This is a genomic window from Nocardioides sp., from assembly GCF_047606145.1.
Classification (GTDB): domain Bacteria; phylum Actinomycetota; class Actinomycetes; order Propionibacteriales; family Nocardioidaceae; genus Nocardioides.
In genome coordinates, this window is the sequence record NZ_JASGET010000110.1 from 1 (window position 1) to 22,102 (window position 22,102).

A 22,102-nucleotide genomic window follows, 5' to 3' on the forward strand; every position below is an offset into this window, starting at 1 on the left:
GGACGGGTGCCTACCCCGGCGGGGGGGGGCCCGCGCCCGGGCCCCCGCCGCTACCTGCGTTCGAGGACATGCCAGTCACCGGCACTCATGACCTCGCGGTAGTGCTGGTCAAGGACCTGCTGGCCGCGCGCCTCGCGCACGCCCCAGGTCGCGAGCGACGTACCCGAGACGACCCAGCGCGGCGGGTCGGCGCTGCGGAGCACGTCGACCAGCTCCGTCAGGTCCGGGTCGCGGACGCGCACCGACAGGCTCCACAGGTGCGGGTAGGGACTCGTCAGGCCGGCATCGTGGACGATGTTCGGCGCGCCGAAGGCCACGACCATCGTGTCACCCGGTGACGAGTGCGTCCGCACGTACGCCGCCACCTCCTGATCCGTGCCCGGGCCGGGCGGGTGCAGACAGAGGTCGGCGACGGCGATCGCGGAGCTCGCGGCGGCCACCCCGAGCGCCCGCCTCGCCCAGCGCCCGGTGGAACGCTCGACGCCGGCGGGCAGCGCCGCGGCCACGAGCACCACGAGCCCGGGCACCACGGCGATCAGGTAGTGCGGCCAGTAGCTGCCGCCGAGCGCCGCACCCGCCAACTCCCACGCGACCATCGCCGCACCGGCCCACCGGACGTCCACGCCGTCGGCGGGACGCCGGGCCGACAGCAGCGCGGCGACCACGACCAGGGGCGCACCGGAGACTGCCAGCGACAGCAGGAGCAGGTCGAAGCGCTCGGAGGTCGAGCTCGGGGAGTAGGCCTCGATGACCGCTGCGGCCTGTGCCCGGAAGGTGACCAGGGAGTCCCACAGCTCCGCGGCGGAGGTGCCGCGCCGGGAGGCGATCCACAGCGCCCCCGCCAGCACCAGCCCGCCGCCCGCGACGAAGCACACTGCCCGACCGGCGGCCTCCCGCCAGCCGTCACGGATCCCCCGGAACAGGAGCACGACGAGGGAGAACACGAGGGCGTCGACCATGTTCTGCTTCACCAACACCGCCGACCCGGCGCAGGCGCCCGAGGCGATCGCGAGCCACCGCGCCGACGTCGTGCCCGGCGCCCGGGCCGACCGGATCACGAGCAGGACGCCGGCCAGCACGAACGGAACCGCGAGCAGCTCGCCGTCGACGCTGGTCGTCCCGAACAGCGGGGTGGAGAGGAACACGGTGGCCGCGAGCGCCGACCACCTGCCGCCGATCGCCGCCGCGAGCAGCACGGACGTGACCACGCCGACGACCCCGATCAGGCGCAGCGCCGCACCACCGCCGAGGGCGTCGGCCAGCCCGAAGATGCCGATCAGCAGCGGTGGCCGGTCGACGAAGTAGCCGCCGTACGTCGAGGCACCCGGACGCCACTGCGAGGCGACGAGCAGGTACCTGCCCTCGTCGGGTGCGAGCGGTGTCCCGACAAACGGCAGCCGGAGCAGCCCGGCCACGAGGGCCAGGAGCGCCGGGACCGCCCCACGGGGCCGGACGGTCACCGGCGCCAGGACGGCCCGAGGGCGGTCGAGAACCGTCACGGCGCCACCGACCGCTCCGCCCGGTGGTCCGCCCGGTGGTCCGCCCAGTGGTCACGCAGAGGTCCCCACGGGACCCGGCGGTCAGCCAGCAGCAGCCCGGTCGCCCCGAGGGTCGTGCGCCAGGATCCGGCGGTCGCGGTGCGGTCGGTGTCGTGGAGCAGGACCGTGCCGCCCGGCCGGAGGGTACGGCCGACCGAGCGCGCCACGCGTTCCGGGGTCGCTCGTCGCTCCCAGTCGCGGCCCCAGGCCGACCACAGCACGGTCCGCAGCCCGACCGCCTCCGCGGCCCGGACCGTCCCCGGCGCGAGCACGCCGTACGGCGGCCGGTACCACCGCACCGGCTGGCCGGTCAGGCCGGCCACCGTCGCCTTCGCCTCGCGCAGCTCACGCCGCAGCCGGGCGGGGCTCAGCCGGGCCACGCAGGTGTGCGACCAGCCGTGGATCGCGAGCTCGTGGCCCTCGTCCACCATCCGGGTGAGCAGCGCCCGCTCGGCCGCGGCGTACGCACCGAGCAGGAAGAAGGTGGCATGGACGTCGTGCTCAGCGAGCAGGTCGAGAAGGTACGGCGTGCTGTGGCGGTCCGGTCCGTCGTCGTAGGTGAGCGCGACGTGGGGGTCCGGGCTGAGCCCGGCCAGCCGGCGCGGGCCGATCACGCCACCACCCGCTCGCGGGAGCCGGTGAGCACCTCCAGGACGGACGGTGCCCCGGCCGGCAGCCGGTCCACCCGGGGACGGTCCAGGGCCTGGACCAGCAACCCGCGCAGCTCGGACGGCGTCCGCGCCCACGGGACGAGGCCGGCCTGCTCCAGGTGGGCGCAGTTGGCCAGCCCGTGGCCGGGGATCGGCCGGTAGCTGATGACGGGCGCACCGGAGGCGAGCGCCTCGAGCGAGGTGAAGCCGCCGGCGTTCTGGACGACGCAGGAGACCGAGGCGAGGAGGTCCGCCACGTCGTCGCGCCAGCCCAGCGCCACGACGCCGGGCACGCCGGCGAGACGGGAGCGCAGCGACCCGTTGGTCCCGCAGAGCACCACCGGGGTCGCCACGCCGGTCGCGGCGATGTCGCGTGCCGCCTGCTCGAGTTCGCCGATCCCGAGCGATCCGCCGGTCACCAGGGCCGCGGGACCGACGATCTCGAGGCCCGCCAACGGGTCGGCCCGCCGACCGGCCTCGGCCCGCACCGCCACGGGCACCAGCGGCCGGATCGTCGTCGCGCGGCCGCCGTGGCCGACTGCCTGTCGGGCCGCGAGGTCGTGAATGGCCAGGTGCAGGTCGATGTCGGGGTGGACCCACATCGCATGCACCGAGGTGTCGGTCAGGTAGGTGACGGCCGGGACCCGGACCAGCCCGGAGCGGCGGGCGTGCCCGAGGGCCTGGCTGGCGAAGGGATGCGTGCTGATCACCAGATCCGAGCCGGCGGCGGCGTGGGCCACCGGGCGGGCTGCGGAGCGGAGGGCCCGGGTCGACCAGGTGTGCAGCCGGCGCCCCGGCTCCAGGTGCTCCAGGGTGGTGGTCCAGCTGTCCGGCAGCCAGCGCAACTGGGCGTAGTACGCCGAGCGCAGGAGCCGGCCGAGGCCCCACGGCATCAGATCGACGACGTCGACCACCGTGACGTCGGCCCCGGCGTCCCCCAGCACGCGGGCGATCTCGCGGCCGGCGGCGTTGTGGCCGTCGCCGTAGGTGCCGGTCACGACCGTGACCCGGCTGCCGCAGGGCTCGGCGAGCAGTGCGGTCGGCGCCGGGCGGACAAGCGGTCGCGAGGTCATGGCGCAACCGTGTGCGCCGCGGCCTGCAACCAACCTGACCGCGCGGGCCGCCGTACCGGCCATGCGTGATCAGTGCGTCGCAGGCTCACTCCCCGCGCCGGAGACGGCACCGCCGCGACCGCGAGCAGCGGGGTCTCTCAGATCGCATCCGGCCGGGACGCAGGCAGCGCCACCGATCGTCGCGACTCCGCCAGCCTCAGCCCCCGCGAGCTAGTCGAGACAGAACTCGTTGCCCTCGATGTCCTGCATCACGAGGCACGACTCGTCGAAGCCGTCGGCCGGAAGCAGCCGCACGCGGCTGGCGCCGAGGGGGATCAGTCGCGCGCATTCGGCCTCGAGCGCCGCCACCCGCTCGTCGCCCACCAGTCCGGTGCCGACCCGTACGTCGAGATGCAGCCGGTTCTTGACGACCTTGCCTTCCGGAACGCGCTGGAAGAACAGTCGCGGGCCCACCCCCGAGGGATCGACGCAGGCGAACGCCGAACCCTGACGCTCGGCCGGCAGCGTACGGTCGAAGTCGTCCCAGCTCGCGAAGCCCTCCGGCGGCGGTGGCACGACGTACCCCAACACGTCACACCAGAACCGGGCGACGCGCTCGGGATCCGCGCAGTCGAAGGTGACCTGGACCTGCCTGACCGATGCCATCGAACCACCCTAGGACTCTGCTGTGCCTACGTCGACCGGTGGACCTTCACCTTCGCGCTGGTCTTGGTCAGCGTGACGTATCCGCTCTTCGTCCCCCGGACCGCCACCGAGATCCGCCGGCCCTCCAGCTTCCTGGTCAGGTGCAGGGTCCGATGGGTGGCGCCGGCGATCCTGGTGCCGCCGACGTACCAGCGGTAGCTGAGCCTGGCCCCCGACGGGCTCCATCGCCCGGCGTGGGCGGTCAGCCGATGGCCGACCCTCGCCTTGCCCGTGATCCTCGGCCTGGCGCCGTGCAGCACGCCCTTGGCCACCTTGGCGGTCGTCTTGGAGGTGGTGGTGGCGGACTCGTAGCCGTCCTGTGAGGCCGTCACCGTGACGCTGATCTTCTGGCCGACCCGTGCCGGGCCGAGCCGCAGACGCGCGGTGGTGGCACCGCCGATCCGCGTGCCGTCGGCGTACCACCGGTAGGCGAAGCCGATGCCGCCGTCGACCGGCTTCCAGGAGCCGGCGTGGGCGACCAGCGTCGCTCCGACGCGCGCCGTACCGGTGATGGTCGGCCTGGGGGTGCTGGTGAAGGTCGCCGGCGTGGTCGCGGTCGCGACCAGGAACGGCGAGCCGACCTCGGTGCCGTCGGCCGCGGTGAAGGCGCCGTCGGTGCCGTCCACGCTGAGCGTGTCGATGGTGGGCAACGGCAGGGTGTCGCTGCCCGTGCCGGCGGCGTTGTCGAAGGTGACGTCGTCCGTCGCGGCACCGAACGAGACGCCGGTGACCAGATCGCCGTCGGCGTCGAAGATGGAGACGCTGTCTCCCCCGGTGCTCAGCCCGACGCCGCTGCCGCCGTAGTGCCCGACCAGATCGCCGGAGGGCATCGCGTTCTTGCTGAACCAGGCCTGCGCGAACGCGGTGTCGATGGTGCTGTCGTCGCCGTCGCTGTCCTCCAGGAAGACCGCCGAGGACCCGGCGGGCAGCGTGCTCACGTCGTTCAGCGCGACCGCGAGGCTGCTGTCGGTGGAGCCGTCGTCCATGGTCCAGCCGGTCAGGTCCACCGAGGTGTCGCCGGTGTTGGTGAGCTCGAACCAGTCGGCACCGTACGACGAGCCGCTCCCCCACGGCGCGACCTCGCTGACCACGACCGAGGTCGAGCTGCTTCCGCCGGTCGAGGTCGTCGAGAGCCCGTCGGGTGAGCCGACCTCGCCGTCCGAGGCGGCGAAGGCGGAGTTGACCCCCGCGCTGGCCAGCGTCGAGATGGCCACCGGGCCGGCGGTACTGCCCACCCGGGCGCTGTTGTCGAAGGTGACCTCGTCCGTCGCGGCACCGAACGAGACCCCGGTGACGTAGCTGCCGTCGGCGTCGAAGAGGTTGACCGCGTCGCCCTTGCCACTCAGGCCGACCCCGTCTCCGCCGTAGTAGCCGACCAACAGCCCGTCCGGTGGCGTCTCGCTACCGAACCAGGTGGTGGAGAAGGCGGCTAGGATCGACGCGTCCGAGGTGTCCTGGTCGCTCGGATCGTCCTCGAAGAAGATCGCCGACTTCCCCGCGGGCAGGGTGCTCAGCCCGTGCAGGGCCACCGAGCTGTCCGCCGAGTCGGAGCTGTCGTCCATCGTCCAGCCGGTCAGGTCGAGGTCGTCCTCGCCGGTGTTGGTGAGCTCGAACCAGTCTGCCCCGTACGTCGTGTCGCTGCCCCACGGTGCGACCTCGGTGACGGCCGCCCGTGGTGCGCTGGTCGGCGAGTACACCCACAGCTGCGGGTGGTCGGAGTCACCGCCGCCGTTCTCGTTGACGGTGTAGATGTTGCCGTCGCGGTCCATGGTGACACCTTCGTGGGTCTCCTCGGCGACCGAGAGGGGCGCGCCCTCGTCCACGATGTCCATCGAGCTGAGCACGTTGCCCGAGCGGTCCACCTCGACGATCTCGCCGGACTCCTGGCTGATGACCAGCAGATCACCCTCGGCGGAGGTCCCGGACAGGGTGGGCTGGTTCGAGAGTGCGTAGACGTCGGAGAAGTCCTCGGTGCCGACGTCTGCCGGGTCGAAGAGGTCGGTCGACTCCTCGGTGGTGGCCGAGCCGTTGCTCGCGGTGCCGTCGGCGAAGTCGATGGTGGTCGCGAAGATGCTCTCCGGGTCGAGCTCCTTGACCGCGACGAATCCGGGGTCGTCGTCGGTCGAGGTCATCGGGTCATAGGTGATGCCCTCGATGCCGGTGTTGCCGATGGTGGTGCCGAGCTTGACCGTCTCCACGTCCGCCCGGGTCAGCGTGGTGCCGGCCGCGTAGGTGAACAGGTTGACCTGTCGGTAGCGCTCCTCGCCGAGGACGAACTGGCCGTCGCCGACGTAGGTGATGGCCTCGGTGTCGTAGAACTCCGTGCCCTGCGGACTGTCCCCGGTGGCCAGCGTCATGGAGTCGATCAGCTCGCCGGTCTTCGACACCTGGACCACCGAGGTGCCGCCGTCGCCGACCACGAAGAGGCTGTCGGTGTCCCAGTCGTAGGTCACCGAGGAGGCCTCCTGGGCCAGCAGGCTGGTGTCGTCCGGCGGCGTGCTGGTCGACGGCTCGGGCAGGCCGTACCGCCCGACCAGGGAGTACGACGACAGGTCCACCGCCGCCTCACTCGTGCTGGTCGAGTCCGTGGAGTCGGTGGAGTCGGCCGAGTCGGCAGCGTGGGCGGCCGGGGCGACGAGGGTGAGAGAGACGGTGGCGAGTGCGGCCGCGGCGACGGTGGCCGCGGCACGACGAAGATGGAGCAACGCGATACCTCGTGAGGGTCAGCCGAGACCTTGGTGAACCCCGACAGACTGGCGTGCGCACGTTGCTCCCCGGTGAACGCGCCGCGAACTCGGACCGTCTCGTTGCCGGCCGATCCGGTGACCCGGGCGACCGGAGTGACCGGAATGACCGGAATGATCCGACGCCGCGTCTCGCCACCGGGCCGCCTCAGGTCGCGTCAAGTGCCTTGGCCATGGTCAACAGCACCACCGAGTCCATCGAGGCCCGCAGCGCGTGCCGCTGCTGGGGGATCGCGAGCAGCTCCCCGACGCCCAGCGTCCACTCCTGCAGCCCGGTCGAGAGCGTGACGCCGCCCGAGAGGACCTGCACCGTCGCCTCGCCCGGATTCTCGTGCTCGGCGAGCTCTCGCCCCGCCGACAGCGCCAGCACGACCTGGGTCAGCGACCTGTCCGGGGCCGCGTGCAGGACCCGGGTGTCGCGCCCGCTCGGTGCGGAGGCGGCGTGCGCGAGCAGTTCGGCGCCGAGGGCGACCAGATCGACGGGGGTCATGTGCGCTCCTCAGGCCGGGAACAGGGTGAGCTTGCCGCCCGGATGACCGCTCAACGAGACCGCGATCGCCGCGCGCGCCTCGGCGAGCGGGAACGAGCGGGCCAGCGGGACCTCCAGCTCGCCCCGACCGGCGAGATCGATCAGCTCGGCACGTACCTCGTCCCGGTAGCTCCTGCTGGCCGGGAAGGTGCCGCCGATCGCCAGGAGGCCCTCGGCGCCCGCGCGTCCGGCCGCGGCGATGGTGACGATCCGGTCCCGGTCGGGCACCGTCGCCAGGGACACCTCGATCGCCTCGTCGGTGCCGACGCAGTCCAGCGCGGCCGCGATCCCGTCGGGGGCGGCGGCACGGACCCGGTCCAGCAGGCCGGCGCCGTACCGGATCGGCTCGCCGCCGTACCGGGCGATCCGGTCGAAGCTCGCCGCGCTCGCGGTGGCCAGCACGCGGACGCCGGCGATCCTGGCGAGCTGGAGCACCGCCACGCCGACCGCCCCGGAGGCGCCGTGCACCAGGATCGTCTCCCCCGAGCGGGCGCCCACGACGTGCAGCATCTCCGACGCGGTCGCGCCGGCCAGCAACAGGTTGGCGGCCGCCTCGAAGCTCAACCCCGCCGGCTTGGCGAACACGTCGCGTCCGGGCACGTTCAGCGCCGTCGCCCAGCCGCCGGCGACCCGGAAGGCGAGGACCTCCTCGCCGACCGCGCCGCCACCGGAGGCCAGCTCCGCGCCCTCCCCCAGCGCGGTCACCACACCGGCGACCTCGTAGCCGATCGGCCGGGGATAGTCCTCGGGTGCGCCACGGCTCAGATGCTTGTAGTCGGCCGGATTCACCCCGGCGGCGCGGACCTCGATCTGCACCTCGCCAGGGCCGGGCGGGCCCAGCTCGACGGACTCGAGGACCAGGCCGTCGAGGTCTCCGGGGACTGTCGCGATCCAACGTCGGGCCATGGTCTCCAGGCTACGGCCCTCGGCTAGGGTATGGGCCTGCCAGTCGCTCCCCGACCGGCTGGGAAGGTGTCCCGATCCGGTGGTTCCCGAGTCCGAAGACCTGCTCGCTCCGCGACCAGCGCCGTCAGGTCGACGCCGGCGCGACCTGTGCCCCGGGGTGCTCCGGCCGTGGCCGGCCGCGGACGGCGGCCTGGTCCGGATCCGGCTGGTCGGCGGACGCGTCGGGGTGGCCTCGCTGCGCCGACTCGGCGCGGCGGCCGCGGCGTACGGCGACGGCGACCTGTGGCTCACCAGCCGGGCCAACCTGCAGATCCGCGGACTGAGCGCGCCGCCCGCAGGCACCGACCATCCCATCGTCGCCGAGATCGCGGCGGCCGGACTGCTGCCCTCGCGCAGCCATGACCTGGTGCGCAACATCATGGTCTCACCGCAGACCGGACTCGCCGGCGGGTACGCCGACCTGCGACCGTACGCCGAACGGCTGGATGCCGCGCTGAGGTCCGAGGCCGCGCTGGCGGCGCTGCCGGCGAAGTTCTGTTTCGTGCTCGACGACGGCCGCGGCGATCTGGCCGGCCGCCGCCTGGACCTCGGGCTGGTGGCGCTCGCGCCCGACCGGTGCGCGCTGCTGGTCGGCAACGACCGGCCCGACCGCGGCCGTCGCCGCCTGACCCGAACGATCCGCCTGGAGGAGGCGGTCGACGCCCTGGTGCGGCTGGCCCAGCGGTTCCTGGTCCGCCGCGGCGACGGGCCGGGTGCCGCCTGGCACGTCGACGAGCTCGACCAGCCGCTGATCGCCGCCACCGCGGACCCGGTGCTCTCGATCCCGCACACTCCGGCGCCGCCCTACGGGCCGATCCCGGGCGGCCTGCACCTCGCAGTGCCCGAGGGACGCCTCACGCCCGAGCTGCTCACCCAGCTGCTCGATGGGCTGCCGGACGGGACCGGCCACGACCTCACCCATCTCGTCATCACGCCATGGCACGGCGTACTCCTCCCCCGAGCCGAGCAGGAGCGGCAATGACCATGTCCGCCAGCGAGACCAACAGCGAGACCAGCAGCGAGACCAGCGGCAAGTCCGGCACCGACACCGGCGGGCCGCGCCGCCCGGGCCGGCACTACGACTACGTCGCGGACGGCGCCGAGATCTATCGGCGGTCCTTCGCCACCATCCGCGCCGAGTCGGACCTCGGGTCGGTCCCGACCGACGCGGAGAAGCTGGCCGTGCGGATGATCCACGGCTCGGGACAGGTCGATCTCGCCCGCGATCTGGTGATCCACGCCGACCTGGTGCGCCGTGGCCGCGCCGCCCTGCGCGCCGGCGCGCCGATCCTCTGCGACGCCCAGATGGTCGCCCGCGGTGTCACCGCCGGTCGCCTCCCGGCGGACAATCCGGTGCACTGTCTGCTCGGCGACCCCCGCGTGCCGGAGCTGGCCCGCAGCTGGTCCACCACCCGCACCGCCGCCGCCGTCTCGCTGTGGGCGCCGCTGCTCGACGGCGCGGTGGTGGCGATCGGGAACGCACCGACGGCGCTCTTCCACCTGCTCGAGATGCTGATCGACGGCGCACCCCGACCGGCCGCGATCATCGGCTGCCCGGTCGGCTTCATCGGCGCCGCCGAGTCCAAGCAGGCGCTCGTCGACCTGGCCGCCAGCCGGGGCATCGACGTGCCGTTCGTCACCGTCACCGGCCGGCGCGGCGGCTCCGCGATCGCCTCCTCGGCCCTCAACGCGCTCGCCCAGGAGGAGGAGTGAGCACGCGGGTCGGACGACTGAGCGGGGTCGGGGTCGGGCCCGGCGATCCGGAGCTGATCACCCTCAAGGCGGCGCGGCTGATCGGCGGTGCCGACGTGATCGCCTACCACTCCGGGGTCGGCAAGCGGTCCAACGCTCGCCGGATCGCCGCCGATCTGATCCCGGCCGGGGTGATCGAGGAGAACCTGTGCTACCCGGTCACCACCGGCACCACCGACCACCCCGGGGGCTATGCCGGCGCACTCGCCGACTTCTACGCCGAGTGCGCCCAGCGACTGGCGGCGCACCTCGACGCCGGTCGCGACGTGGTGGTCCTGGCCGAGGGCGACCCGCTCTTCTACGGGTCCTACATGTACCTGCACGACCGGCTCGCGGCCTCCTACCCGACCGAGATCGTGCCAGGGGTGCCCGCGTTCAGTGCCGCCGTGGCGAGCCTGGCGTTGCCGCTGGTGCGGCAGACCGACGTGCTCACCATCCTGCCGGGCACCCTGCCCGAGCCGGAGCTGGCGCGGCGGCTGGCCGACACCGACGGCGCGATCATCATGAAGCTCGGTCGGACCTTCCCGGCGGTACGCCGGGCGCTGGCCGCCGCCGGGCGGCTGGAGGAGGCGAGGTACGTCGAACGTGCCTCGACCCCCGACGAGCGCCGGCTGCCGGTCAACGAGGTCGACGCCGACGCGGTGCCGTACTTCTCCCTCGTGGTGGTCAACGGCGACAGCCGCAACGGCCGGCGTTCCCGCGACCGGACCGAGTCCGCCCCGGGGCACGACTCGCCACCGGCGCCGGTGGCCGCCACGGCCGAGCTCATGGTGGTCGGCCTCGGACCCGGACCCGAGGCATGGCTGACGCCTGAGGCGGCCGCCGTGCTGGCCGAGGTCGACCACGTGGTCGGGTACGCGCCGTACGTCAGCCGGGTGCCGCAGCGCGCCGGGCTCACCCGGCACGCCTCCGGCAACACCGTCGAGCTCGACCGCGCCCGGCAGGCGCTCGAGCTCGCCCGCGACGGCGCGCGGGTGGCGGTGGTCTCCGGCGGTGACGCCGGCGTCTTCGGCATGGCCACCGCCGTCTTCGAGGCCGCCGGGGACGAGTACGACGACGTCGCGATCCGGGTGGTGCCGGGAGTCAGCGCGGTCCAGGCCGTCGCGGCACGGGCGGGCGCACCCATCGGCGGTGACTTCGCCGTGCTCAGCCTCTCCGACCGGCTCAAGCCGTGGGAGGTCATCGAGCGCCGGCTACGGGCGGTCGCCGAGGCGGACCTCGCCGTCGGGGTCTACAACCCCGCCTCGCGCAGCCGCACCGAGCAGATCCGACGCGCCCGGGAGGTGCTGCTCGAGCATCGCTCCCCGGAGACCGTCGTGGTGGTCGGCCGCGACGTCGGCCGCGCCGAGGAGTCGCTGCGCGTGACCACCCTCGGTGCGCTCGACGTCGCCTCGATCGACATGAGGTCCCTGGTCATCGTCGGCGCCTCCGGCACCCGGGTGACCCGCACCGGCCGGGTCTGGACGCCCCGCTGGGTGGTGGAGGGGCGGTGACCGTCCACTTCGTCGGGGCCGGACCGGGAGCGGCGGACCTGCTCACCGTCCGGGCCACCAGGCTGCTCGCCGCCGCCGACCTCGTGCTCTACCCCGGCACCTACCTCGACGCCGAGGTGCTGGCGCACTGCTCGCCGGCCGCCGAGCTGGTCGACACCCAGCACCTCGATCTCGATCGGATCGTCGACCGTCTGGTCGACGCTCACCGCACCGGCCGGACGGCGGTCCGGCTCACCTCGGGCGACCCCTCGCTCTACTCGGCACTCAGCGAACAGACCGCCCGGCTGGACCGCGCCGGCGTGCCCTGGGCGGTCACCCCGGGGGTGCCGGCGTACGCCGCCGCGGCGGCGCTGGTCGGGCGCGAGCTCACCGTCCCGCTGGTCGCACAGTCGGTGGTGCTCACCCGCACCCAGGCGCGCTCCACCGCCATGCCGGCGGCCGAGTCGCTGGCGTCGTACGCGGCCACCGGGGCGACCCTGGTGCTGCACCTGGCCATCGGCCGAGTCCGCGCCCTGGCCACCGAGCTCGTCGCCTTCTACCGAGCCGATTGCCCGGTGGTGGTCGTCTACCGGGCCAGCCAGCCGGACCAGCTGGTGCTCGAGGGCACCCTCGCGACGATCGCCGACCGGGTCGAGGCGGCCGGGCTGCGACAGGCGGCCGTCATCCTGGTCGGACGCGCGCTGGCGCGCGCCGGCGGCGAGTCCTATCTCTACGACGCCCGGCGCGACCGCGGCAGCAAGCGGGGTCAGGGGTGAACCTGTACGAGGCCATCGGCCGACGCCGCGACACCCGCGCGGAGTTCACCGGGGAGCCGGTGCCGGACGAGGTCCTCGACCGGGTGCTGCACGCGGCCAACGCCGCGCCCAGCGTGGGCATGTCGCAGCCGTGGGACTTCGTCCTGGTGCGCTCCCCACAGCGGCTGGCCCGCTTCGCCGCCCATGTCGAGGAGGAGCGGCGGGTCTTCGCCGACACCTTGCCCGCCGAGCGGGCGGACGTCTTCGACCGGATCAAGATCGAGGGGATCCGCGAGGCCGGTCTCGGCGTGGTGGTCGGCTACGACCCCAGCCGCGGCGGTCAGCACGTGCTCGGCCGGCATGCCATCGCCGATGCCGGCCTCTACTCGGTGTGCCTCGCCATCGAGAACCTCTGGCTCGCGGCCACCGCCGAGGGGCTCGGTCTCGGCTGGGTGAGCTTCTACCGCGAGGAGTTCCTTCGGGAGCTCGTCGCGCTTCCGGCGCATGTGCGACCGGTGGCGTGGCTGTGCCTCGGCCGCGTCGCCGAGCTGCCGCGGACCCCGGATCTGGAGCGTCTCGGCTGGCAGGCACGGCGCCCGCTGGTCATCCACCACGAACGCTACGGGGACCGATCGCGACTTCCCGACCAGGCCGACCACAGCCGCGCATAGACCCCGCCCGCCGCCACCAGTTGCCGATGGGTGCCGCTCTCGGTGACCACGCCGTCATCGAGCACCACGATCCGGTCCGCGGCCGCGGCCTGGGTGAGTCGGTGCGCGACCACCAGACCGGTCCGGCCGGTGAGCACCCTCTCGGCGACCCGCTCCAGCACCCGGGCCCCGGCGCTGCCCGCGTCGGCGGTGGCCTCGTCCAGCACCACCACGGCCGGATCGAGCAGCACCAGCCGGGCGAAGGCGAGCTGCTGGGCCTGCGCGGCGGTGAGCCGGTGGCCGCCGTCGCCGACACGTGTCTCCAAGCCGTCCGGCAGCCGACCCGCCCAGTCCGCGCCAACGGTCCTCAGCGCCGCCTCCAGGTCGGCGTCGGTGGCCTCCGGGGCCACCAACCGCAGGTCCTCGGCCAGGGTGCCGGCGAAGACATGCACCTCCTGGGTCACCCAGCCGACCGTGTGGCGCAGCGCGCCCGGGCCTAGCTCGCCGACCGGCCGGCCGCCGATCGAGACCGTCCCCGAGATCGCCGGATGGGCGCCGGCGATCGCCGCCGCCAGGGTGGTCTTGCCGGCACCGCTGGCCCCCACCAGTGCCACCCGCTCGCCGGGCGCGATCCGCATGCTGACGTCGTGCAGCACCTCGTGCACGCCGCTGTTCCGGTCCCCTGCCTCGTGCCGATCGCCTCGGCCGTAGCCGAGGCGGAGGCGGTCGGCCACCACCTCCGCCTCGGCCGCCGGCACCGGTGCCTGGCGAGGCGCCGTGGCCGGCGCGGGGAGGTCGGCCACCCCGACCAGCCGGGCCAGCGCGGCGGTGCCCTCCTGCAGGGTGCCGAGCAGCCCGAGGAGGGAGTTGATCGGGTCGAAGAGCCGGTGGAAGTAGAGCGCGGCCGCGGCGGTGGCGCCGACGCTGATCGTCTCGGCACGGACCAGCGTGAACCCGACCACCAGGATGCTGGCCAGGCCGAGGAACTCCGCCAGGTTGAGCCGGCCGAAGAAGCGGGTGGCGATCCGGTTGGCGTGCAGGTCGAGCTCGAGCGCCTCGGCCGAGCGCGCTCGCACCGCGGCCACGTGCCGGCCGGTGAGGCCGAAGGCGCGCACGGTCTCCGCCCCGCCGAGGGAGTCGATGAGCTGGTGGGTACGCCGTCCCGCGGCGACCCGCTGGGCGGCGTACACCGGCGTGGAGCGGCGCAGGTACCAGACCGCGGCGTAGGCCTGGACCGGCGCGCCCACCAGCGCCGCCAGGGCGAGACGCCAGTCCAGGGCGAGCAGTCCGACCAGGGTGAGCCCGACGGTGAGCGCCGCCGAGGCGAGCTCGGGGACCGCACCACGGACCGCATCGGCGACCTGCGCGACATCGTCGCTGACCCGGGAGAGCAGGTCGCCGGTGCCGGCCCGTTCGACGCTGCGGGCCGGTAGCTCGAGGGTCCGCTCGACCACCTGCTCACGCAGCTGGGCCAGGCTGCTCTCCCCCACCCGCGCCACCAGGGTGGCACCGACCGCGGTGAAGGCGGACTGGGCGACGCCGAGGAGTGCGATGAGCAGCACCGGGCCGGTGACCGCGCCCGCACCGTGGCCCTCGAGGACCAGGTCGACCAGGTGCCCGACCAGCCGTGGCACCACCAGGCCCGCGACGGTGCCGGCCACCAGCGCCGCCACGGCCACCAGCGCCAGGACCCGCCGACCTCTGACCAGCCGGCGTACCGCCCGCCGGGCCTGCGCCGGCGTGGCGGTCGGCAGCAGGTCCGATCCCGGCCTGGCGGCGCTCATCCGAGGACCAGCTCGCGGTACGACGCCAGGTCGGCCAGGGTCTCGTGGGTGCCCGCCCGTACGCCGGCGCCCTCCTCGAGCAGCAGCACCCGATCACACCGGGCGAGCAGCTGCGGCGAGGTGGTCAGCACCAGGGTGGTCCGGCCGGCCCGCAGCTCGCGAAGCGCGCCGGCGATGTGCGACTCGGTGACGCTGTCCACCGCGGTGGTCGGCTCGTGCAGCACCAGGACCGGTGCCTCGGCGGCCAGCGCGCGAGCGAGCGCCACCCGTTGGCGCTGCCCACCCGACAGCATCCGACCGCGCTCGCCGACGCCTGCATGCAGACCCGCCGGCAGCGTCTGGGCGACCTGGTCCAGGGCTGCCGCCCGGATCGCCGCCCGGATCGCCGTGTCCTCGACGTCGACCGGGTCCACCCCCGGTGCGCCGCGATCCGCGCCGTCGACCGGCCGGACGGCCAGATTGTCGGCCAGGCTGCCGTCGAACAGCACCGCGTCGTGTGCGGCGACCAGCACGGTACGGCGAGCGACGGCCGGCGCCACCGCGTCCAGGTCGACGCCGTCCACCAGCACCCTCGCGCCGTCCCGGCCGGCGAGCTGGGCGGCCACCGCGGCGCTGCGATCGGGCTCCGCCACCACTCCGACGAGCTCGCCGGGGCCCACCTCGAGCCGGGTGACACCATCGTCCAGCGTGAGGGTGCCGCGCAGCGCGGCGGGGAGTGCTCCGGTCGCCGTCCGTCGTGGCGGAGCGAGCAGGTCGGTGAGCCGCGTGGCCGAGGCCCGGGCCCGAGCGAGAACGGCGCCGGCGTTGGCCATCACCGACAACGGTCCGATCAGGAACTGGGCGAGTCCCACCGCCGAGACCAGGGCGCCGACCTCGATGCGCCCCTCGGCCGCCAGCCGGCCGGCCACCAGCGTCACCAACGCGAGGAAGAGCAGGGTGAGCAGGGTGGTCAGCCCGTCGTAGACGGCCTCGGTGGTGGCGGCCCGGATGGTGGCGTGCTGGGATCGCCGGCTGGCGGCCCGGTAGCGCCGTACGGCGGCCGGCTCCCCGCCGACGCCCTTGAGCACGCGGAGCCCGGTCACCAGGTCGGCGGCCAGGGCGCCGGCCTGGGCGGCGTGAGCCTGCTCCATCCCGGCGCGTCGCTCCAGCGGCCGGCCGAGCAGGTGGGTCGCCATCAGCAACAACGGCGCCGCCACCAGCACCAGGATGCCGAGTGGGATCGAGATGGTGAGGATCACCACCGCCGCCACCAGCAGTGAGACCACCGCCCCGGCCACTCGGGGCACCGACGAGCAGATCTGCGCCACCCGGTCCGCGTCGGCCGCCGCCGACCAGACCATCTCACCGCTGTGCGTCGTGTCTCCCCCGGTGACCACGGCGGGATCGAGCTGGGCGGCGGCGAGCCGGACGCGGAGCTCGTGTGCCGCCCGACGGGAGGCCGCCAGCGAGGTGCGCGAGCCGAACCTGAAGCACAACGACAGCACCAAGAAGAGCACCGCGAGGCCCACCACCGCGATGAGCAGTCGGCTCACCGAGCCGGGCAGGATCGCGCGGTCGATCACCTGGCCGATCGCCACCGGCACCAGCGACTCGCAGATCTGCCAGATGCCCAGCAGGACGGTGGCCAGCGCGATGGTGCGACGCTGGCCGCGCAGCACCGACGCGAGCGCACCCGGGGTGGGTCTGCCGGTGCCCGAGACCGGCCGGGCTTGCGGGTGGCTCACAGGTCGGCGGCCGCCTTGTCCACGAGGTCGAGGAACGCGATCGCCTGACCATACCCGGGACCGCCCGATGCGGTGCTCACAGGCCGGCCAGCTTCGCCAGCCCGGTCTCGAGCTCGTCCAGGAGCGCGAGCGCGTCGCCGTACCCGCCGGGCAGGAAGTCCGGCAGCGGGACGGTGCGACCGGCCTTGACCGCCGGTAGTGCCTGGTAGGCGGCCTGGGCGAAGAGCTCCGGCGCCTCGTTGTTCGGGGTGCCGTCGTAGTTGCTGTAGTAGCCGATCACATCGGCGTCGTCGAGCAGCCCGATCCGCTCGTAGGAGTAGACCTTGTCGCCGGCACCCTTGACCGCCTTGCTGGACGGGGCGAAGCGCACCCCTGCGCCGGCGAGGATGCGGCCGGCGTCGCAGGCCGGGCCGTAGAGCCAGAACTGCCCGGCGTCGAAGCCGCCCTGCAGGATGTCCCAGCGGTACCTGCCGAGCAGGTCGGCGTACTGTCGCTCGATCTGCGCGGAGCGGGCCGCCACCTGTCGGGCCAGCTTGTCCAGCGCGGCGGTCCGGTTCACCGCATCGGCGGTCGTCCGGGCGGCCGCCTCCCAGGAGGTGACCGGCGCGATCACCGTCGGCGCCAGGGCGGTGAGCTTGGCGTAGGAGTCGGTGTTCCAGGAGAAGTCCTCGCCCAGGATCAGGTCCGGGTTGAGGGCGGCGATCTTCTCCAGCGAGAGCTCCCCGTCACTGCCGATCTTCGGGGCGGCGTTCCACGTGGTGAGGTAGCGCGGGGAGATGTAGCTCGATCCCTGGTCGTAGACGCCGACCGGGGTCAGCCCGAGGTCGTAGAGGGTGGCGCTCGCCGACGGATGGATGCACACCACTCGGGTGGGCGTGGCCGGCACCTCGACCTTGCCCTTGGCGGTCGAGATGGTGCGGGTGCCGGCCGCAGCGGAGGTGTCGTCGCCGCTCGCGCTGCCCGAACCACCGCAGGCGGCCAGACCGAGCGTGGCGGCACCGCCCAGGCCGATGCCGATCAGGCCACGGCGGGTGAGGTCGTCGACGATGTCGGCGAAGGGCTCCTCGATCAGCCCCGTGTCCAGCCCCATGTCCAGCCCCATGTCCAGCCCCATGTCCAGCTCCGTGTCCAGCTCCGTGTCGCACCGGGAGCGGGTCCCGCGGGTCGTGGAGGTGGCTGGCGTGTCGATCAGGATGGTCATGCGTTGGCCTTTCTCAGTGAGGGGGAGGCGGCGTTGCGCCGACGTCGGGCGGGTACGACGAGCGGGGAGCCGGTCTCGGGGTCGTCGATCACCCGACAGGCCAGGCCGAAGACCTCCTCGACCAGCTCCGCGGTGACGATGTCGCGGGGTGCACCCTGGGCCACGATGCGGCCCTCCCGCAGGGCGACCAGGTGCCCGGCGTAGCGACAGGCGTGGTTCAGGTCGTGCAGCACCACCACCAGGGTGCGACCGTGCTCCTCGTGCAGTTCGGCGCACAGCTCCAACACGTCCACCTGATGGGCGATGTCGAGGAAGGTGGTGGGCTCGTCCAGGAGCAGCAACGGGGTCTGCTGGGCGAGCGCCATCGCGATCCACACCCGCTGCCGCTGACCCCCGGAGAGCTCGTCGACGTAGCGGTGCTCGAGGTCGGCGATGCCGGTCGCGACCATGGCGTCGGTGACCGCCTGCTGGTCCCGTTCAGTCCACTGCCGCAGCAGGCCGACATGCGGGTGCCGACCCCGGCCGACCAGGTCGCCGACCAGGATGCCGTCGGGGGCGGTCGGCCCCTGCGGCAACAGTCCGAGGCGACGGGCGACCTCCTTGGAGCGCAGCCGGTGGATGTCCTCCCCGTCGAGCAGGACCGACCCGCCGCTCGGGCGCAACAGCCGGGCCAGGCCGCGCAACAGGGTCGACTTCCCACAGCCGTTGGCGCCGACGACGACCGTGAAGGAGCCGTCCGGCACCTCCAGGGTGAGATCGTCGACCACGGTGCGCTTGTCGTAGCCGACCGTCAGTTCCTGTGCGGTGAGTCTGCTCATCCGCGTCCCTTCTTCCACTCCCGGCCCAACAGCCAGGCCAGGTAGAGACCGCCGACGACGCCGGTGGTCACGCCGACGGGCAACTGCGCGTCGCCGAAGCCGCGCTGGGCGGCGTAGTCGCTCGCCGAGAGCACCAGCGCTCCGCAGACCGCCGCCGGGAGGACACCCGGCCCGGGCAGGCGGGTCAGCCGGCGCGCCACCTGCGGCGCGGCCAGGGCGACGAATCCGATGGGTCCGGCCGACGCGGTCGCCACCGCGCTGAGGCCGACGCCGACGACGATCGCCACCACCCGGGTCAGTTCGGCGCTGACCCCGAGCCCGCGGGCGGTGTCCTCGCCCAGCTCGAGCTCCCGCAGCCCTCGCGCCACCCACAGCGCCGCGGGCAGGAGCACGGCCAGCGCGATCGCCATCGTGACCACGTCCCGCCAGTCGGTGTTGTTCAGGCTGCCGACCAGCCAGAACGATGCCGACTGCGCCTCCTGCACGTCGGCGCGGGTGAGCAGGTAGGAGTTGACCGAGGCGAGCATCGCCGCCAGGCCGATGCCGACCAGGATGAGCCGGTAGCCGCTCAGCCCGCGCCGCATGGCCAGCAGATAGACGGCCAGCGCGGTGCCGACACCGCCGACCACGGCGCCGACGGAGACCGCGGCGCCCGAGCGGTGCAGCACCAGCAGCACCACCAGCGCTCCGGTGGCGGCACCGGTGTCGAAGCCCACCACGTCCGGGCTGCCGAGCGGGTTGCGGGACAGGCTCTGGAACAGCGCGCCGCCGATCGCCAGCGCCGCGCCGACCTCGAAGGCGGTGAGCAGCCGGGGCAACCGCAGCGTCTCGATGACGAAGTGCTGGATCGACGTACCGCCGCCGAGCAGCGTCCTGACCACGTCGCCGACCGGGATCGGGTAGTCCCCGGTGCCCAGGGTGAACAGGCCCACCACCACGGCCAGCGCCAGCAGGATCAGGCCGACCGTGACCGAGCGGCGATGCACCCGGAGCCGGACGTGACGGCCGAGCCGCAGCACCGCGACCGGCGCGCTCACAGTTCGGCCATCCGGCGTTGGCGGGCCAGGTAGATGAAGACCGGGGCTCCGATGAAGGCGGTCACGATGCCGACCTCGATCTCGCCCGGCCGGGCAATCACCCGACCGGCGACGTCGGCGAGCAGCAGCAGGATCGGGGCGAGCAGCGCGGAATAGGGCAGCACCCAGCGCTGGTCGGGTCCGGTGAGCAGCCGTGCGACGTGCGGGATGGTGAGTCCGACGAACCCGATCGGGCCGGCCGCCGCGGTGGCCGCGCCGCAGAGCAGGGTGACGGCCAGGACGCCGAGCGCCCGGGTCCGGCCGAGGTTGGCGCCGAGCGCCTTGCCGGTCTCGTCGCCGAGGGCGAAGGCGTTCAGCGACCGGGCCAGGCCGAGCGCGATCACCGCGCCGACGAGCATGAAGGCCCCGGTGTCGCGCAGCACCGAGAGGTCGCGACCGGCGAGGGCGCCGACATTCCAGAACCGGAAGCTGTTGAAGGTCTGTTGATCGAGCAGGGTGACGCCGCTGACATAGGCGCTGAGGACCGCGCTGAGCGCGGTGCCGGCCAGGGCCAGCCGGACCGGGGTCGCGGCGGCCCGACCGGTGGAGCCGAGCAGGAACACCGCCACCGTGGCGATCGCCGCCCCGGCCAGCGCCAGCCAGACATAGCCGGACGGGCTGGTGACGCCCCACACCCCGATCCCGGTGACGACGGCCGCCGACGCCCCGGCGTTGACCCCGAGGATGCCGGGGTCGGCCAGCGGGTTGCGGGTCAGCGCCTGCATCAGTGCCCCCGCGAGGCCGAGCGCCACCCCGATGGCGACGCCGAGCAGCGTGCGCGGCACCCGCAGGGTGCGCACCACCAGGGCGTCGTCGGAGTCGCCACCGTGCAGCAGCGCGTCGAAGACGTGGGAGAACGGGATCGACTTCGACCCGACGGCGAGGCTGAGCAGCACCGAGAGTGCCAGCACCACCACCAGCACGACCAGACCTCCGGTGCGCAGCAGCGCGGGCCGGGAGGCGCTGCTCGGGCGCGAGACGACGGCGGTCTGGCTCGACATCGCCTCTCTCCTCTCACCGCCCGCCTGCCACCTGCGCGAGCGACGGCACGCGAGGACCGTTGACCACGCCACCGGCGATGACTGAGGCTAGCCTAACCTCCTACGCCGCGGAACGGGGGTCGGCGCCGCGGTCCACCATGGCGTTCGCCGCGGGTCGTCTGCGGCCCGCCGCCGGGCGTCGGGGCCGTCTCCCGTGGCCCTCCCCGTAGCCCTCCCGTCGCTCTCACGTCGCCACCGAGGTCGTCAGGCTCCACGAGGTCACCGCCCGCGACGGTCGCCACCCGTGGAACCGGCCCGCGGCGCCGATCGGCTCCCCGTGCTCGACACCGATCCGGATCAGCTCGCCGCCCAGCTCGGCGTACCGGGCCGCCAGGAGCGCCTCGGTCTCCAGCGTCACTCCGTGGACCACCAGCCGACCGCCCGGGCGCAGCGCCGCGAGGCAGGCCTCGAGCAGGCCCGGCGCGGTGGCACCCCCGCCGACGAAGATCGCGTCCGGGCCGGTGTCGTCGGCGGGGAGATCCTCGAGCGCGGCCGGTGCGCGACCGCGGACCACCCGCAGCCCCGGTACGCCGAGCCGCGCGGCGTTCCGCTCGATCCGCGCCGCACGCGTCCGATCGACCTCCACCGCGAGGGCGCGCGCTCGCGGGTGGGCACGCATCCACTCGATGCCCACCGAACCGGCACCGGCGCCGATGTCCCAGAGCAGCTGCCCCGGCGCCGGCATCAGCCGGGCCAGGGCGCTCGCCCGCAGGTCGCGCTTGGTCAGCTGGCCGTCGTGCTCGAAGACGTCGTCCGGCAGGCCGGCGCTCCAGCCGACACGCAACGGCCCGGCGCACTCCACCGCGACGATGTTGAGCCGCGGGGTCGGGGCGTCCGCGACCCGGTCGGCAGCCAGGTCGTCAATCAGGTCGGCGGCCATCTGGGTACGCCGGGACTCGCCGGCGGCACCGAGGTCGCCCAGCACCGTCATCCGGCTCTCGCCGTACCCGTCCTCGACCAGCAGCGCCGCGAGGGCCGGCGGGGTGGTCTCGTCCGCGGAGAGGACCAGCAGCCGGGCACCCGGTGCCAGCTCGCGCCGTACCGTGGCCAGCGGCCGGCCGACCACCGAGACCACCGCGCAACCCTCGGCCGGCCAGCCCATCCGCGCCCGCGCCAGGGCCACCGACGAGCGGGCCGGCACGATGCGCACCGCGTCGGCGCCGAGCAGGTCGATCAACCTCGCGCCGATCCCGGAGAGCAGCGGGTCACCGCTGGCCAGCGCGACCACCGGCCGGTCGCCGTACCGACGGCGCAGGTCGGCGAGCAGGTCGGCCAATCCCGCTCGCAGCGGGCTCGGCCAGGCGATCCGCTCGGGCCCGCCCGGTCCGTCCATCCCGCCCGGCTCGCCCAGCAGGGCCAGTTGACGCGCGCCGCCGAGGATCGCCGCGGCACCCGCGAGCGGCGTCTGGTCGGCGAGCCGGCCGTCGGCCTCCACGCCGACCACTGTCAGCCAACCGTCCGGAATCGTCATGGCGGGCGATGCTAGCGTGTCGCGCACAGGTGCGAGGTGCCCCGAGCCCGGTGCCGACGGCGACGACGGCGGTGTGGCGAGGGGAGAATCTGGGAAGCCGGTGAGACTCCGGCACAGGCCCGCTGCGGTGAAGCCGGGCTGCTCCGTCTCATCGACGGGCAGCCCGGTCAGTCCGAAGACCGGCCTCGCTCCCTGC

General features: G+C 74.0%; 19 protein-coding genes and 1 riboswitch. Of the genes, 5 read left to right on the forward strand and 14 right to left on the reverse strand.

Annotated features, from left to right (window positions below; genetic code table 11):
• Positions 1-50: 50 nt before the first annotated feature.
• The 7 genes from QM638_RS14125 to QM638_RS14155 all read right to left on the reverse strand — a co-directional run bounded on the left by QM638_RS14125 (position 51) and on the right by QM638_RS14155 (position 8,124).
• Complete coding sequence (locus tag QM638_RS14125) at positions 51-1,499, reverse strand: ArnT family glycosyltransferase (protein WP_415142739.1); 1,449 nt, start codon at positions 1,497-1,499, stop codon at positions 51-53.
• Positions 1,496-2,152, reverse strand: a complete 657-nt coding sequence (locus QM638_RS14130; protein ID WP_415142741.1) for a polysaccharide deacetylase family protein — start codon at positions 2,150-2,152, stop codon at positions 1,496-1,498. Before QM638_RS14130 ends, QM638_RS14125 begins: the two co-directional genes overlap by 4 nt.
• Positions 2,149-3,261, reverse strand: coding sequence for an MGDG synthase family glycosyltransferase (locus QM638_RS14135; RefSeq protein ID WP_415142743.1), 1,113 nt, complete (start codon positions 3,259-3,261; stop codon positions 2,149-2,151). The genes QM638_RS14130 and QM638_RS14135 overlap by 4 nt, the downstream gene beginning before the upstream one ends.
• 210 nt (positions 3,262-3,471) lie before the next feature.
• Positions 3,472-3,906, reverse strand: a complete 435-nt coding sequence (locus QM638_RS14140) for a VOC family protein (RefSeq protein WP_415142744.1) — start codon at positions 3,904-3,906, stop codon at positions 3,472-3,474.
• Between the two features lie 26 nt (positions 3,907-3,932).
• On the reverse strand, positions 3,933-6,650 hold the full coding sequence (locus QM638_RS14145; protein ID WP_415142746.1) for an SdiA-regulated domain-containing protein: 2,718 nt from the start codon (positions 6,648-6,650) through the stop codon (positions 3,933-3,935).
• Positions 6,651-6,837: 187 nt separating this feature from the next.
• Positions 6,838-7,179 (reverse strand): cupin domain-containing protein, encoded by a 342-nt coding sequence (locus tag QM638_RS14150; protein ID WP_415142748.1) that lies wholly within the window; start codon positions 7,177-7,179, stop codon positions 6,838-6,840.
• Between the two features lie 9 nt (positions 7,180-7,188).
• On the reverse strand, positions 7,189-8,124 hold the full coding sequence (locus QM638_RS14155; RefSeq protein ID WP_415142750.1) for a quinone oxidoreductase family protein: 936 nt from the start codon (positions 8,122-8,124) through the stop codon (positions 7,189-7,191).
• Positions 8,125-8,203: 79 nt separating this feature from the next.
• Here QM638_RS14155 and QM638_RS14160 point away from each other — a divergent pair, with 79 nt between their 5' ends.
• The 5 genes from QM638_RS14160 to bluB are packed head-to-tail and all read left to right on the forward strand — an operon-like array spanning position 8,204 to position 12,813.
• Positions 8,204-9,145, forward strand: coding sequence for a nitrite reductase (locus QM638_RS14160; RefSeq protein ID WP_415142751.1), 942 nt, complete (start codon positions 8,204-8,206; stop codon positions 9,143-9,145).
• Entirely contained in the window at positions 9,142-9,876 is a 735-nt protein-coding gene (locus QM638_RS14165; RefSeq protein ID WP_415142753.1) for a precorrin-8X methylmutase, read from the forward strand. The genes QM638_RS14160 and QM638_RS14165 overlap by 4 nt, the downstream gene beginning before the upstream one ends.
• Positions 9,873-11,408 (forward strand): precorrin-2 C(20)-methyltransferase, encoded by a 1,536-nt coding sequence (locus QM638_RS14170; RefSeq protein ID WP_415142755.1) that lies wholly within the window; start codon positions 9,873-9,875, stop codon positions 11,406-11,408. The genes QM638_RS14165 and QM638_RS14170 overlap by 4 nt, the downstream gene beginning before the upstream one ends.
• A complete protein-coding gene (gene cobM / locus QM638_RS14175; RefSeq protein ID WP_415142757.1) occupies positions 11,405-12,163 on the forward strand; it encodes a precorrin-4 C(11)-methyltransferase in 759 nt (252 codons plus the stop codon). Before QM638_RS14170 ends, cobM begins: the two co-directional genes overlap by 4 nt.
• Positions 12,160-12,813 (forward strand): 5,6-dimethylbenzimidazole synthase, encoded by a 654-nt coding sequence (bluB, locus tag QM638_RS14180; protein ID WP_415142759.1) that lies wholly within the window; start codon positions 12,160-12,162, stop codon positions 12,811-12,813. The genes cobM and bluB overlap by 4 nt, the downstream gene beginning before the upstream one ends.
• Here the strand turns inward: bluB and QM638_RS14185 are convergent.
• The 7 genes from QM638_RS14185 to cbiT all read right to left on the reverse strand — a co-directional run bounded on the left by QM638_RS14185 (position 12,762) and on the right by cbiT (position 21,906).
• Positions 12,762-14,576: an ABC transporter ATP-binding protein gene (locus QM638_RS14185; protein WP_415142760.1), complete on the reverse strand. Its 1,815-nt coding sequence runs from the start codon at positions 14,574-14,576 to the stop codon at positions 12,762-12,764. The genes bluB and QM638_RS14185 overlap by 52 nt on opposite strands.
• Entirely contained in the window at positions 14,573-16,300 is a 1,728-nt protein-coding gene (locus tag QM638_RS14190) for an ABC transporter transmembrane domain-containing protein (RefSeq protein WP_415142762.1), read from the reverse strand. Before QM638_RS14190 ends, QM638_RS14185 begins: the two co-directional genes overlap by 4 nt.
• A 76-nt stretch (positions 16,301-16,376) precedes the next feature.
• Positions 16,377-17,501: an ABC transporter substrate-binding protein gene (locus QM638_RS14195; RefSeq protein ID WP_415142763.1), complete on the reverse strand. Its 1,125-nt coding sequence runs from the start codon at positions 17,499-17,501 to the stop codon at positions 16,377-16,379.
• Complete coding sequence (locus QM638_RS14200) at positions 17,498-18,319, reverse strand: ABC transporter ATP-binding protein (RefSeq protein WP_415142765.1); 822 nt, start codon at positions 18,317-18,319, stop codon at positions 17,498-17,500. Before QM638_RS14200 ends, QM638_RS14195 begins: the two co-directional genes overlap by 4 nt.
• Positions 18,316-19,356, reverse strand: coding sequence for a FecCD family ABC transporter permease (locus tag QM638_RS14205; RefSeq protein ID WP_415142767.1), 1,041 nt, complete (start codon positions 19,354-19,356; stop codon positions 18,316-18,318). Before QM638_RS14205 ends, QM638_RS14200 begins: the two co-directional genes overlap by 4 nt.
• Entirely contained in the window at positions 19,353-20,396 is a 1,044-nt protein-coding gene (locus QM638_RS14210; protein ID WP_415142768.1) for a FecCD family ABC transporter permease, read from the reverse strand. Before QM638_RS14210 ends, QM638_RS14205 begins: the two co-directional genes overlap by 4 nt.
• Before the next feature lie 223 nt (positions 20,397-20,619).
• The gene (gene cbiT / locus QM638_RS14215) at positions 20,620-21,906 is read right to left on the reverse strand and encodes a precorrin-6Y C5,15-methyltransferase (decarboxylating) subunit CbiT (RefSeq protein WP_415142770.1); all 1,287 of its coding nucleotides are present in this window, start codon (positions 21,904-21,906) and stop codon (positions 20,620-20,622) included.
• A 70-nt stretch (positions 21,907-21,976) separates the two neighbouring features.
• Positions 21,977-22,091, forward strand: a riboswitch (cobalamin riboswitch).
• Positions 22,092-22,102 lie beyond the last annotated feature (11 nt).

Excerpts from the sequence above, each read along its gene's own strand:
- QM638_RS14195 (WP_415142763.1), bottom strand. The coding sequence starts at position 17,501 with ATGACCATCCTGATCGACACGCCAGCCACCTCCACGACCCGCGGGACC.
- QM638_RS14165 (WP_415142753.1), top strand. The coding sequence starts at position 9,142 with ATGACCATGTCCGCCAGCGAGACCAACAGCGAGACCAGCAGCGAGACC.
- QM638_RS14200 (WP_415142765.1), bottom strand. The coding sequence starts at position 18,319 with ATGAGCAGACTCACCGCACAGGAACTGACGGTCGGCTACGACAAGCGC.
- QM638_RS14155 (WP_415142750.1), bottom strand. The coding sequence starts at position 8,124 with ATGGCCCGACGTTGGATCGCGACAGTCCCCGGAGACCTCGACGGCCTG.
- QM638_RS14210 (WP_415142768.1), bottom strand. The coding sequence starts at position 20,396 with ATGTCGAGCCAGACCGCCGTCGTCTCGCGCCCGAGCAGCGCCTCCCGG.
- QM638_RS14135 (WP_415142743.1), bottom strand. The coding sequence starts at position 3,261 with ATGACCTCGCGACCGCTTGTCCGCCCGGCGCCGACCGCACTGCTCGCC.
- QM638_RS14150 (WP_415142748.1), bottom strand. The coding sequence starts at position 7,179 with ATGACCCCCGTCGATCTGGTCGCCCTCGGCGCCGAACTGCTCGCGCAC.
- QM638_RS14185 (WP_415142760.1), bottom strand. The coding sequence starts at position 14,576 with ATGAGCGCCGCCAGGCCGGGATCGGACCTGCTGCCGACCGCCACGCCG.
- QM638_RS14140 (WP_415142744.1), bottom strand. The coding sequence starts at position 3,906 with ATGGCATCGGTCAGGCAGGTCCAGGTCACCTTCGACTGCGCGGATCCC.
- cbiT (WP_415142770.1), bottom strand. The coding sequence starts at position 21,906 with ATGACGATTCCGGACGGTTGGCTGACAGTGGTCGGCGTGGAGGCCGAC.